This window comes from Amycolatopsis sp. NPDC102389 (assembly GCF_044765885.1).
Taxonomy (GTDB): domain Bacteria; phylum Actinomycetota; class Actinomycetes; order Mycobacteriales; family Pseudonocardiaceae; genus Amycolatopsis.
In genome coordinates, this window is the sequence record NZ_JBIWKX010000041.1 from 41,323 (window position 1) to 54,218 (window position 12,896).

Here is a 12,896-nt window from a genome sequence, read left to right on the forward strand (position 1 = left end):
TGCCGCCCTGTACCCGCGTTGGGTGTTGTGGGGGTTGGGGTTCACCCCCCCCACCCCCCACCCACGACCCACCCGCACCGACCATGCCACGTTTGCCTTACCCCTCAATAGAACCCTCATTGCCACTCACGATCTCTGTCAGGACAGCGCATATCGATATAAATCGGACACCGCGCAGCCGGAAATTGTCCCTTGTGGACAGTCAGAGCTGTCACTCACTCCTCGAACGAGCCGGATCGCCACTCACGACCGGACAGCCGACGATGTCCGGGCCCCTGCGCCTGATGCACGCAAGGAGGCCTTCATGCCCTTAGGTGAGCGCGAGGTGATCTACGATGCGGAGGTGGACGAACGACCGATCACCACGGCGCAGGTCAATTTCCGCCGGGTCGCCGATGAGCTGGAAAGCATGGGGACCCAGGACCGTTTCACCTATATCTTCCGCTCCCGGCTGTGGAGTTCGTCGTCGGCCTCCGGGCCTGGCTCCGAGTCGGTCCAGACGCGGGAGCTGAGCGACCGGTTGCCCGCTCTCCTCGATCGCTTCGGGGTGCGAACGCTGCTCGACCTGCCATGCGGCGACTACGGCTGGCTCAGCGAGGTGGACCTCGATCTCGATCGGTACATCGGTGCCGACATCGTTCCCGATCTGATCGAACTGAACGCCGAACGGTTCCAGGGCGACCCGGTCCACGAGTTCCGGGTGCTCGATCTGACCGCAGACCCGCTGCCGTCCGCGGATCTCGTGCTGTGCCGGGATTGCTTGGTACATCTGAGTTTCGCCGACATCGAGCAGGCGTTGCGCAACCTCCGGCAGAGCGGTTCCCGGTACCTGCTGACCACGACGTTCACCGAACTGGACACCAACACCGACATCGTGACCGGCGACTGGCGTCCGCTGAACCTGTGCCGGGACCCGTTCGGGTTCCCGGAGCCGCTGGCCGTACTGGTCGAGGGGTGCACCGAAGAGGGCGGCGCCTACGCCGATAAGTCCTTGGGGCTGTGGGAGATCTCTTCGATCGTGGAGTGAGTCAGCGAAGCGGGAATTCGGCTCCGTGTTCCTCCTTCGGACGCGGGCCGAAGATGCGTCGCTCGCTCTCGGAGATGGCGACGTCGTTGATACTCGCCTCGCGACGGCTCATGAGACCGTGCTCGTCGAACTCCCAGAGCTCGTTGCCGTAGCTGCGCCACCACTGTCCGGTCCGGTCGTGCCATTCGTACTGGAACCTGACGGCGATCCGGTTCTCGGTGAACGTCCAGAGGTTCTTGCGCAGCGCGTAGTCCAGTTCCCGCTCCCACTTCCCGGTCAGGAACGTGACGATCTCCTCCCGGCCCCGGACGAAGGTGTCGCGGTTCCGCCAGACGGAGTCCGGCGTGTACGCCGACGCCACCTTCCGGGGATCGCGGGTGTTCCAGCCGTCCTCCGCCGCTTGGACCTTCCGTAGCGCCGTCTCCTGGGTGAACGGCGGATAGGGCGGGCGATCTTCCGTCATCGTGGAGCCTCCTCGTGTTGAGAACGTGCGTTCTCCATGTCTGGCGCCTACGATAGGGAACGACCGTTCTCGACGTCAAGGGAGTACCGATGCCGGCCGCCGTCACCGACGAGCAGAACCGCGTGGACCGCGAAGCCCTGCTCGATGCCGCCGAGAAACTCTTCTACGAGAACGGCATCCAGGTGGTCGGCATGGATCAGGTCCGCGCGGCGTCCGGCCTGTCGCTCAAGCGGATCTACCGGTTCTTCGAAGCCAAGGAAGACCTCGTGGTGGCGATGCTCGAACGGCGTGATCGGCGCTGGAGGGGCAGCCTGGCCGCCCATGTGGAACAGGTCCCGGATCCTCGGGAGCGCGTGCTCGCGATCTTCGACTGGCTTGCCGGGTGGTTCGCCGAACCGGGCTTCCGAGGCTGCGCCTGGATCAACGCCCACGGGGAACTCGGCCCGTCTTCCGCGGCGGTACTGGCCGAGGTGCGGGCGCACAAACGGGCGTTCCACGAGCAGATCGACAACTGGGTGCGGGCCACCGGGCTGCCGGTGGCGGAACCGGTCTACCTGCTCGCCGAAGGGGCGATAGTGACGGCGGGTATCAGCGGCGACCCGGCGCCGGCGCGTCAGGCGCGCGAGGCGGTCGAGGCGTTGCTCGGAAGGTCGTGATCACCAGCCGAGCGCGCTGATCATGCCTCTTTCCAGCACCGGGGAGAGGGTGGTCATGAAGCTGGCGGTGACGTGGTTGTCGTCCATGTACACCAGCACGTTCCCCACGACCGGACGGCAGAGCCCCCGCCCGCAGAAGTAGTCGCTGAAGTCGAGAAAGGAAACGTTCGCGGGGATGTCCTTGAGTTTCGCGTACGGTGCCTCGGCGAGCAGCTTGTCCCGCGGCACGCTGCATTCGGGCGCTTTGACTCCGTGGGCGTCGATGCAGGTGGGAGGGGAGAAACCGGGGCGGGGGCTGTCGCGGATCGCCACGACCGGGATCCCCGCGCGGTCGAGGACCTTCCACTGGTCGACGAAACCCTGCGGTGTCTTCTCGGTGGGGCCGACCCGGACGTCGCGAGTGGACAGTGCCACGACGGCGTCGGGCCGCATCGCCAGGATTTCCTTCTGTGCCGCGGAATTCCACGCGAGACAGCCGGCGTCGCCCGGCATCGCGTCCGACGTCGTGGAGAACGGGCAGGCTCCCTTGAGCATGAAGGTGACCTGGTAGTTGTTCTTCTCCGCCATCGGCTTGATCGCGGCCAGGTATTGCTGCATATGCGAGTCGCCGACGGCGACGATCGTCTTCGCCGGGGTGCCCTCGGGGCGGGAAGTGCAGACTTCGAGGATCTGGTCGAACCGGGACGGTGTGCACTGCGCGTCGGGGATACCGCCCCAGTCGTTCGGAACGGCGATCAACGGCGGTACCGCTTCTTGGCCGGGGACGGTCTTCTTCGGCGCTTCCGGGTCGCGGGCCATCGCGCCGGGATGATGGTCGTCGTCGAGCGCGATGGTGAAATCGGCCTTCTTGGTGCTCACCACCTGCCAGGTTCCGGCGACCAGGAGCACCGGGAGGAGCGCGAGCGCGGCGAACCGATAGGCACCCCAGCGCGTCCGCTCGCCGATCGAGGACCTCCGCACCGGTTCTTCGACGAACCGGTGGGTGGCGGCCGCCAAGACCAGCGAAACGCCGATGATCGCCGCCCCGCCGAGTGGTCCGACGGCCTCGCGCTGCCGGGCGACCAGGTAGAACAGCAGCACCGGCCAATGCCACAGGTACAACGCGTAGCTGAGGTTGCCCAGGTGGACCAGCGGCCGGGACGACAGGAATCGATCCGCGCCCACCCTGCTACCGGTGACACCCGCGACGATCACGAGCGCGGCGGAGCCGGTCGGCCACAGGGCCGCCCAGCCGGGGAACACCTCGCCGACGTCCAGGATCATCCCGCAGGTCACCAGCCCGGCCACGCCGAGCCAGCCCAGCAGGATCCGGGCGAGCCGAGGCAGCACGAAACGGTCGATGGCCAGTGCGAGCAGCCCGCCGAGGGCGAACTCCCAGACCCGGGTGAGGGAGTGGAAGTAGGCGAGCGGCTGGTTCGTCGCGGTCAGCCGGATCGAAAACGCCAGCGACGCGGCGAACAGCACACCGAGCGTGATCGCGACCGTGCCGGTCAGAGAGCGGCGGAGGCGGGTGGCGGCGAAGGCCACAAGCCCGATCAGCAGCGGCCACACGAGATAGAACTGCCCCTGGATGGACAGCGACCAGTAGTGCTGGACGACGCTCGCCGTATTGTGCCGGGCGAAGTAGTCGACCGAATCCGCCGCCAGCCGCCAATTCTCGACGTACAGCGCGGCGGCGAAGACCTCCTTGATCGTCTGGAACCACCGATCCTGCGGCAGTAGCCACATCCCCAGGAAGAGCACCACGAAGAGCACGGTCAGCGCGGCGGGGAACAGCCGTTTGAGCATCCGGCCCCACAGCGGGCGGAACGCGATCCGCCCGCGGCCGGCGGCCCGGACCAGCTGGCCGGTGATCAGGAATCCGGAGATCAGGAAGAAGACGTCGACGCCGCCGGAGATCCGGCCCAGCCACACGTGGTAGACCACGACCAGTAGCGCCGCGAGGGCACGCAACCCCTGCAACTCGGGCCGATAGCGGCGGTGAGTCTCCGCTGCTTCGGCGGTCGACATAGGTGGTTCCTCACTGACGGGCGGACGTGCTGGCAGCCTAGGTGGTCACCCAGGGTGATTTTGTTCCACCGTCAGAGGGACTTTCCCCGCATCCCACGCGAGGAAAGTCCCCTTCACGCCGGTCTAGGTCAAACCGCGCGCGCGATCGCGATCGAGCCGTCCAGCCGCGCACCGGCTTCGTAGAACATGTACTCCTTGCCGTTCATGGTCCCGAACGAAGGAGCCGCGCAGCGCCCGTTGTCCGGTGCGCCCGGCAGCGGGGCGTGGAAGACGCCGAGATGCTTGCGCTTGCCGAAGTCGTTCCCGACCTCGGTGATGAGCATGTTGCCGCCGGCTTCGATGTTCTCGTGGTAGATCACGTATGTCGAGGTGCCGCGTCGGGCGATGGTCGGAGCGCCGATATTGCTCGCGCCGACTTCTTCGGGACGGATCAGCGGGGTCTGCGAGAACGTCCAGTTCCGTCCGTCGGCGGACCAACCCCAGCCGATCGAGCGGTGGTTGCTCTTGTCGTTGATCATGAACACCATCACGTACTTGGCGCCCCGCGACGGCAGGTCGTGCCGGAACACCCGCGCGTAGGAGCTCTCGGTGGTGCCCGCGGGCAGCATCGAGGTGGAGAGCACGACCTTGTCGTAGGTGAAATGGATGCCGTCCTTCGACCGTGCGAGACGGGTCGTGGTGTTCTCGCCGTGGAAGTACAGCCACAGTTCGCGCGCGTCCTCGTTCCACAGCACGTGCGACGACGAAACGTGGGAGACGTCGTAGTGCGGAGCCCAGGTCCTCTTGACGATCGGGTTGTTCGGGTACTCGATGAAGGGGCCTTCGAGGCTGTCGGCGTAGGAAAGGCAGATCCCGCCCGGGGCGTCGTGCGGGGCGTAGTAGAGGTAGTAGCGGCCGAGCGGATTCGCGATCCGGCCCGCGACACCGCGGATGCACGGGAAGATCAGCTCGCCGGTCGGGTTGTACTTCAGTTTGCTCTTGTCGAACGCGGTGCGCAGGAACCGGTACTCCGGGAATCCGGCCGGTGCCGCGGCCGCGGTACCGGCGCCCAGGACGGGTATCGCGGCCAGGCCGAGGCCTACTCCGGCGGCTCCGCGCAGAGCCGCGCGTCGGGACAGCTCGGTCATGCGGACACTCCCTCTCGTCGGCGTTGACGTGCTTCCTCCAACCATTCGGACCGCCGATGCGGACCGTCAAGGAGCTAATACGTATTAGTCCTGCTCAGCGGCGGTACCGGACAGGATGAGCCGGTTTCCTTGATTTCGGCGGACCTCGGACAGATCCTCGGCTAAACCGCATTAGCACGGCCCCGAGGAGACGGAATGGCATCAGGACGGAGGCCGCCGCGGCAGGCGGACATCGCCCGCATCGCCGGGGTCTCGCAGGCGACCGTCTCGGTGGTGCTGGGCGGGAACCGGTCGGTGCGGATGGCCGAGTCGACCCGGCGGCGGGTGATGGAGGTGGCGCAGGATCTCGGCTATGTGCCGCATCCGGTCGCGACCAGGCTCGCGCGGTCACGGTCGAACCTGCTCGGCCTCTACACCTTCCGGAGCGCGTTCCCGACCGACGAGGCGGACACCTATCACCCGATTCTGTCCGGTGTGGAGGAGGAAGCGGCCCACCTCGGCCAGGACCTCATCCTGTTCACCGGCACCAGCGGACCCGGCGCCCGGCAGGAAGCCGCAATCCGCCGGACCCGGCTGGCCGACGGCTGCCTGTTCTTCGGCAGGCACGTGCCCGAAGGGCCGGTGTCGCGGCTCGTCGACGACGGCTTCCCGTTGGTCTACATCGGACGGCGTCCGGAACTCGGTGGCCGGATCCCGTACGTCGGCGCGGATTACGTGACGGCTTCCGGGCTGGTGCTGCGGCGTCTGCTCGATCTCGGGCACCGCGAAATCCGCTACGTGCGCGAGGCCGACGAAGCGCCGTCTTCGGAGGACCGGCAGCGCGGAGTGCTCCGGGCGGCCCCGCAGACCGGCGTCGTCCGCTTGCAGGGCACGGATTTGACCGCGACGACCGTCCGTGGCTGGGTCGCCGACGGGGTGACCGCCGTCGTGGTGGAGGGGACCGACACCGGGACGGCGTACCGGGCGGTCCGGCGGGCCGTCGACGCCGCCGGACTGTCCACTCCGGACGATCTCTCGCTGGCGGTACTCGGTGGTCCGCCCGGAGTGAGCGGTTTCGAGGTTCCCATGCGGGAGATGGGCAGGCGCGCCGTGCGGCTGCTGGTCGACCTCGTGACCGAACGGACGACCGCGCCGCAGCAGCTGTTGCGGTGCCCACAGGTGGACGGCTCCCAGGTCGGCCCACCGCGATCCCGATAGGACGGAACATGGCTGAACTCGGCACCGAGATCCTCGTCGCGGGTGGTGGGGTGGGCGGCGTCGCCGCCGCGCTCGCCGCCGCATCGGCGGGGCATCACGTCGTGCTGACCGAGGAGACCGACTGGCTCGGCGGTCAGTTCACCGCGCAGGCGGTTCCCCCGGACGAGAACCCGTGGATCGAGCGTTTCGGTGGCACGGCGACGTATCGAGCCTTCCGTGAAGGCGTGCGTGACTACTACCGGCGGAACTATCCGCTGCGCGCGGAGGCGGCCGCGTTGACCGACCTGAACCCCGGCGCCGGCCGGGTGAGCAAGCTGTGTCACGAACCGCGTGTGGCGCTCGCCGTGCTGGAGGCGATGCTAGCGCCGCACCGGGCCGCCGGGCGGCTCACCGTGCTGCCGCGTCACCGGCCGGTCGCGGCGGAGGTGAGCGGCGATCGCGTCGACGCCGTCACGTTCGAAGGGCCCGGCGGGGAGCGCACCACGGTGCGCGCGGAGTACGTGCTCGACGCGACCGAGAACGGCGATCTGCTGCCGTTGAGCGGCACCGAGTTCGCGATCGGCGCTGAAGCCCAGTCCGATCACGGCGAACCGCACGCCCCGGAGCAGGCCGATCCCGGCAACCTCCAGGGGATCACCTACTGCTTCGCTCTTTCGCATCACGCGGGCGAGGACCACACGATCGACCGGCCGGAGATGTACGGATTCTGGCGCGAATACCAGCCGGATTTCTGGCCGGGGCCGCTGCTCGGTTTCCTGGCCCCGGATCCGCGTTCGCTGGCCCCGGTCGGGCGCACCTTCGACCCGAACCCGGACACCGATCCGCTGGCGGTGAGCGCGGATCAGAGCGCCGACGCCGGCGACAAGGAGCTGTGGGGTTTCCGCCGGATCCTCGCGCGCAAGCTGCACCGGCCGGGCGCGTTCGACTCGGACATCACGCTGGTGAACTGGCCCCTCAACGACTACTGGCTGCGGCCCGCGGTGGAGATCGACGGCGTGAGCACCGCCGAGGACGTCGCGCTGGCCCATCACGAGGCGAAACAGCTCTCGTTGTCGGTGCTGTACTGGTTGCAGACCGAGGCACCGAGGCTCGACGGCGGCACCGGCTTCCCCGGCCTGAAGCTGCGGCGCGACGTCGTCGACACCGACGACGGTCTGGCCAAATCCGCTTATGTGCGCGAAGCACGGCGGATCCAGGCTGTCACGACGATCGTCGAGCAGGACGTTTCGCTCGACGTGCTCGGGCCGACCGGCCGCAAACGCCGCGAGGACTCCGTCGGCGTCGGCAGCTACCGGATCGATCTGCATCCCTCGACGGCGGGCGACACCTACGTCGACGTCCCGAGTGTGCCGTTCGAGCTGCCGCTCGGCGCGTTGCTGCCCCAGCGGATGCGGAACCTGGTGCCCGCGGGGAAGAACATCGGCACGACCCACATCACGAACGGCTGCCACCGGCTGCACCCCGTGGAGTGGAACGTCGGCGAAGTCGCCGGCCACCTCGCCGGGTTCGCGATCCGCGGCGGCGGCGAGCCGCACGCCGTCCGGGAGGACCCGGCGCGGTTCGAGGAGTTCGCCCGAGTGCTGGACCGGGCAGGCGTCGAACGACGCTGGCCCGAGGTCCGCGGTTACTGACCCCATTCCCCCAGGAGGTGGACGATGACGTCCAAGCCCACTCCGGTCCGCGTCGGCATCGATGTCGGTGGCACGTTCACCGACGCTGTCGCCGTCGACGCGCGCACGTTCGCATTGCTCGGTCAGATCAAGGTCCCGACCAGCCACGACCACGAAGACGGCGTCGCACACGGGATCCTCGAGGCGCTGGAGAAACTCCGTGCCGAGGTCGGCATCGGCGCGGAGGACGTGTCGTTCCTCGCGCACGGCACCACCCAGGCGACCAACGCGCTGCTGGAAGGTGACGTGGCGACGGTCGGGATCGCCGGGGTGGGGACCGGTTTCGACGCCTTCGCCACCCGGCGGCTCGGGGCGTTCGCGAAAATGGAGCTGGCGCCCGGGCGGAAACTCCCGGTGCGGTTCGCGCCGGTGCGTGAGCTCTCCGACGCGGGCGAAGCCGTCGAGGATCTGGTCCGCCAAGGGGCGGAAGTGATCGTCGCCGTCGAACCGTTCAGTGTGGACGATCCGGAAGGGGAGCGAGCGGTGGCGGCCGTCGCTCGGGAGCGGGACGTGCTCGCCACGGCCACGCACGAGATCACCGGCCTGTACGGGCTCACGAAGCGGGCGCGCACCGCGGTGCTGAACGCGGGGATCATGCCGCGCATGGTGTCGACCGCCGACCTGGTCGAGGCGAGTGTGCGCCGGGCGGGGGTGACCGCGCCGTTGATGGTGGTGCGTGGGGACGGCGGCGTCATGTCGTTGCCGGAGATGCGGCGACGACCGCTGCTGACAGCGTTGTCCGGGCCCGCCGCGGGAGTCGCGGGCGCGTTGATGGGGGAGAAGCTCAGCGAAGGCTTGTTCCTCGAGACCGGCGGCACGTCCACCGACATCAGCGTGGTCCGGCGTGGACGCGTGCTGGTGCGTCACGCGCATCTCGGCGGGCACGAGACGTACCTGCCCGCACTCGACGTGCGCACGATCGGCGTCGGCGGCGGCTCCCTGGTCAGATTCTCCGGCCGTTCGGTGACCGACGTCGGGCCTCGCAGCGCGCATATCGCGGGCCTGCCGTACGCGTGTTTCGCGCCCGCGTCGGCATTGGAGGGGGCGAAACTGGTCACCGTTTCCCCTCGCCCGGACGATCCGAGTGACTACGTCGCGCTGGAAGCGGCCGACGGCAAGCGGTACGCGCTCACTCTGACGTGTGCCGCCAACGCGCTCGGCGTCGTGCCCGCTGATTCCTACGCGCGTTCCGAGGCGGAGTCCGCGCGGCTGGCGCTGGTACCGCTCGCGGCGGCGATGGGTACCTCGGTGGAGGAAGCCGCGCGGGCGGTGTCTCGCCAGGCGGTGAAGCCGGTGCGCGCGGTCGTCGACGAGCTGGTCCGGGAATATCGGCTGGATCGGCCGACCCTGGTCGGCGGCGGAGGCGGGGCGGCCGCGGTCACCCCGTTCCTCGGCGAGGATTCCGGGCACGACTGGCGGATCGCCGCGCACGCCGAAGTCATCAGCCCGCTCGGCGCCGCGCTGGCGCTGGTCCGGGAGTCGGTCGAGCGGATCGTGCCCAGTCCCTCCAACGCCGATGTCCTCGCCGTGCGGTCCGAAGCCGAGGCCGCCGTCGTCGCGCAAGGCGCCGATCCGGCCGGTGTCGAAGTCGACGTCACGGTCGACCCGCAGCGCAACCTGGTGCGCGCGGTGGCCACCGGCGCGACCGAACTGCGCACCAAGGACCGAGCGTCCACAGTGGACGATGATGAGGTCGGCGCCGCGGTCGCGCGCAGCATCGGTGTCGGAGCCGATCGGCTGCGGCGCGTCGCGGCCACCGCGCATCACCGCGTCTTCACCGCGTCGGCCCGCAGGCAAGGCGTGTTCGGCCGGTTCACGAAACCGGTCCAGCATGTGCGGGTCGTCGACGGCGAAGGCGTGATCCGGCTGCACGGTGCCGGTGCCGTCGTCGAGACCTCCGACGCCGGTGCCGCCCCGACGCGGCTGGCCGCGCTCGCCGACCAGCACACTCGCTACGGCGACGGCGGTTCTCGCGCGCCTGCCGTCTGGTTGCTGGTGGGACCCAAGATCGCGGATCTGTCCGGTGTGCTCGACCGGGACCAGCTGCTCGCGCTGGCCGGGGCCGAGCTGAAGACCCGCGCGAGTGACGAGCCGGTCGTCGTGATCCTCCAGGACCGCCGATGAGCGACGTCGATCTGGCCGTCGGCCTGCTGCGGGCGACGCCCACTCACGAGAACCGTTCCGAGCGGCAACTGCGCACCTGGGCGGAGATCGCCTTGGCTTACGGCGACGAACTGGCGGCCGGAAGCGATTCCGGCGACATCGAGGTCGTGGAGCGCGAAGGCGGCGTCAGCGACAGCGAGCTGCTGCTCGCCGAGCATCAGCGCGGCACTGTCGTCGTGTACACCGAGGCGCTGCGCCGGGTCGAGAAGCTGGCACGAGCACGCGGATGGCCGGTCACCCGCGAAGCGCTGCGCCGGGCCGCGGTGGCACACGAACTCGCGCACCACCGGCTCGACGTGCGCGAACTCAACCGTCGGCTCGGGCATACCGCGTTCCGGCTCGGGCCACTGCGTCTCCGAGGCCACGTCGCCGGCGCGGAGGAGATCGCCGCGCACCGCTTCGCTCACCTCCGCAGCGGTCTGGGCGTCAGCCCGCTGCTCATCACCACCGCGCTCGCGGGAGGGAACTGACCATGGGAATCGCGATTCTCGTCCTGATGGCGGTGGGCGTCGTGCTGATGCTCACCCGCGTGCTGCCCACGGCGTTCGCGCTGGTACTGCTCGCGCTCGGCATCGCCGTCCTCGCCGGAGCGCCCATGACGGGCGCGAAAGACAGCATCCTGACCGGCGTACTCCAGACCGGCTCCGCGACACTGGCTTCCACGATGATCGCCGTCCTGCTCGGCTCGTGGCTCGGCACGCTGATGGACGAGACCGGTATCGCCGGCACCCTCGTGCGCAAGATCGTCGAGTTCGGCGGGGAACGGCCGTCGGTCGTCGCGCTCGGCGTGTTCGCCGTGTCGATCCTGTGCGGCAGCATCACCGGCTCGGCCCCGGCGGCCATGCTCGCCGGTGTCGTCGGCATCCCGGCGATGATCGCCGTCGGCGTCAGCCCGGTCGCGGCGGGCGGCACCGTGCTGATGGGCATTTCGGCGGGCTCGCCGCTGGAACTGGCCGTCTGGCAGTTCCTGTCCGACGCACTGGGCGCGCCCGTCTCCGACGTCAAGTCGATCATGATCAAACTGTTCCCGATGGCGCTCGTCGTGGGCATCGCCTACGTCCTCATCCAGACGCGGCGCGGTGCCCGGCACACGTGGGCGGTGAAGCTGGACCGGCCGAAGGCACGCGTCCGTCGTGGCGACGCACCTTGGTACGCGCTGCTTTCGCCGCTGCTGCCGATCGTCCTGGCCCTCGGGTTCGCGGTGCCGATCGTGCCGTCCCTGCTGGCCGGCGTCGTCTACGCGCTCGTGACGACGACGAAATGGGGCGAGCTCAGCGGACGTGGCCTGCGCTCGCTGTACAAGGCGTTCGACGTCGCGGCGCCGCCGATCGCGCTGTTCGTGGCCATCGGGATGCTGCTGGCCGCGGTGAAACTCCCCGGCGCGAAGGGCGCACTGACGCCGATCGTGGCGGCGATCAGCCCGTCGGGGGCGGTGTGGTTCGTCGTGGTCTTCGCCGCACTGGTCCCGCTATGCCTGTTCCGCGGCCCGCTCAACGTGTTCGGGCTCGGCGCCGGTGTCGCGGGGGTACTGGTCACCGGCGGCATCTACCCGCTTCCGGCCGTCGTCGGGCTGATGGCCTCGTACAACCAGGTGTTCAGCGTCTCCGACCCGACCAGCACGCAGACGGTGTGGGCGTCGCAGTACGCCGGGGTGCGCCCGGAACGGGCGATGGTCTCGACGTTGCCGTACACCTGGCTGGTCGGTATGGGCGGCATGGTGCTCACCGCGGTGCTGTACCTGTGATCACGACGTCCGACGGGCTCCGGCTCGACAGCGTGCGGCACGAGGGCGGCCCGGAAACGGTCGTGCTCGTCCACGGCATCACCGCGGATCTCGACGAGAACGGGCTCTTCACCGCGCTCGCGCTGCGTCTCACCGCGGCGGGTTTCACGGTGCTGCGGTTCTCTTTTCGCGGGCACGGCCGGAGTGAGGGGCGGCCGAGGGACATGACCATCGCGGGTGAACTCCTCGACCTGCGCGCCGCGGTGGAATCGGTGGGCGGCCCCGTCTCGGTGGTGGCCTCGAGTTTCGGCGCGGTGAGCACGACCCTGTCACTGGCGACGTTGCCCGTGCGGCGGGTCGTGCTGTGGCAGCCGGTGCTCGACCTGCGGCGGACCTTCCTCGAACCGGAGCTGCCGAGGGGGAACGCCCTGTATTCGGACCGGACTTCGTTGGCGGATAAGGGATTTCTGGACATCGAAGGCCGGTTCGAACTGGGCGCGACACTGTTCGAGGAGTTCGCTCACTTCGATCCTGGAGGCGCTTTTCTGGCGTCGCGGATGCCGGCGCTCGTCGTTCACGGTTCGGGGGATGAGCACGTTTCTCACGCCGTCGCGCGGGACGTGGCTCTCGCCCGGCCTGAGACGGATTGGCACTCTCTCGCAGGCGCGGGGCACGGGTTCGGGGACTCGGCGGACGGGGCGCTGGAGGTCACCGTGCGGTGGCTTTCGGGCGTCAGGTGGTGGGGGGGGGGGGGGGGGGGGGGGGGGGGGGGGGGGGGGGGGGCCGCGCCCCCCCCCCCGCCGCCGCGGCGCGGCGGCGCGCGGGCGAGGGCCGCGCCGCGGGCCCGCGGGGGGGCGGCC

At 69.3% G+C, this 12,896-nt stretch carries 11 protein-coding genes; 8 read left to right on the forward strand and 3 right to left on the reverse strand.

What is annotated here, in order from left to right:
* Nucleotides 1–343: 343 nt before the first annotated feature.
* Nucleotides 344–1,027: a class I SAM-dependent methyltransferase gene (locus ACIRGA_RS28920; RefSeq protein ID WP_400946638.1), complete on the forward strand. Its 684-nt coding sequence runs from the start codon at nucleotides 344–346 to the stop codon at nucleotides 1,025–1,027.
* 1 nt (nucleotide 1,028) lies between these two features.
* Here ACIRGA_RS28920 and ACIRGA_RS28925 read toward each other — a convergent pair whose 3' ends face one another.
* Nucleotides 1,029–1,490, reverse strand: a complete 462-nt coding sequence (locus ACIRGA_RS28925) for a nuclear transport factor 2 family protein (protein WP_400946640.1) — start codon at nucleotides 1,488–1,490, stop codon at nucleotides 1,029–1,031.
* An 89-nt stretch (nucleotides 1,491–1,579) separates the two neighbouring features.
* Here ACIRGA_RS28925 and ACIRGA_RS28930 point away from each other — a divergent pair, with 89 nt between their 5' ends.
* Nucleotides 1,580–2,146, forward strand: a complete 567-nt coding sequence (locus ACIRGA_RS28930) for a TetR/AcrR family transcriptional regulator (RefSeq protein ID WP_400946642.1) — start codon at nucleotides 1,580–1,582, stop codon at nucleotides 2,144–2,146.
* On the opposite strand, the gene ACIRGA_RS28935 is transcribed toward ACIRGA_RS28930, so the two are convergent.
* Both ACIRGA_RS28935 and ACIRGA_RS28940 read right to left on the reverse strand, forming a co-directional pair.
* On the reverse strand, nucleotides 2,147–4,156 hold the full coding sequence (locus tag ACIRGA_RS28935; protein WP_400946645.1) for an acyltransferase family protein: 2,010 nt from the start codon (nucleotides 4,154–4,156) through the stop codon (nucleotides 2,147–2,149).
* Nucleotides 4,157–4,284: 128 nt separating this feature from the next.
* Nucleotides 4,285–5,283: a hypothetical protein gene (locus ACIRGA_RS28940; protein WP_400946647.1), complete on the reverse strand. Its 999-nt coding sequence runs from the start codon at nucleotides 5,281–5,283 to the stop codon at nucleotides 4,285–4,287.
* 195 nt (nucleotides 5,284–5,478) lie between these two features.
* On the opposite strand from ACIRGA_RS28940, the gene ACIRGA_RS28945 reads away from it, so the two are divergent.
* From ACIRGA_RS28945 to ACIRGA_RS28970, 6 genes are all read left to right on the forward strand, one after another.
* Nucleotides 5,479–6,480 carry a LacI family DNA-binding transcriptional regulator gene (locus tag ACIRGA_RS28945; protein WP_400946650.1) on the forward strand — a complete coding sequence of 334 codons (1,002 nt, stop codon included), beginning with the start codon at nucleotides 5,479–5,481 and terminating at the stop codon, nucleotides 6,478–6,480.
* A gap of 8 nt (nucleotides 6,481–6,488) precedes the next feature.
* A complete protein-coding gene (locus ACIRGA_RS28950; RefSeq protein ID WP_400946652.1) occupies nucleotides 6,489–8,111 on the forward strand; it encodes an FAD-dependent oxidoreductase in 1,623 nt (540 codons plus the stop codon).
* A gap of 24 nt (nucleotides 8,112–8,135) precedes the next feature.
* Nucleotides 8,136–10,274, forward strand: a complete 2,139-nt coding sequence (locus tag ACIRGA_RS28955) for a hydantoinase/oxoprolinase family protein (protein WP_400946655.1) — start codon at nucleotides 8,136–8,138, stop codon at nucleotides 10,272–10,274.
* On the forward strand, nucleotides 10,271–10,783 hold the full coding sequence (locus ACIRGA_RS28960; RefSeq protein WP_400946658.1) for a hypothetical protein: 513 nt from the start codon (nucleotides 10,271–10,273) through the stop codon (nucleotides 10,781–10,783). Before ACIRGA_RS28955 ends, ACIRGA_RS28960 begins: the two co-directional genes overlap by 4 nt.
* Nucleotides 10,784–10,785: 2 nt before the next feature.
* The gene (locus ACIRGA_RS28965; protein ID WP_400946661.1) at nucleotides 10,786–12,057 is read left to right on the forward strand and encodes a transporter; all 1,272 of its coding nucleotides are present in this window, start codon (nucleotides 10,786–10,788) and stop codon (nucleotides 12,055–12,057) included.
* A partial coding sequence (locus ACIRGA_RS28970; RefSeq protein WP_400946664.1) for an alpha/beta fold hydrolase occupies nucleotides 12,054–12,896 on the forward strand: 843 nt, incomplete at its 3' end. The genes ACIRGA_RS28965 and ACIRGA_RS28970, both read left to right, overlap by 4 nt.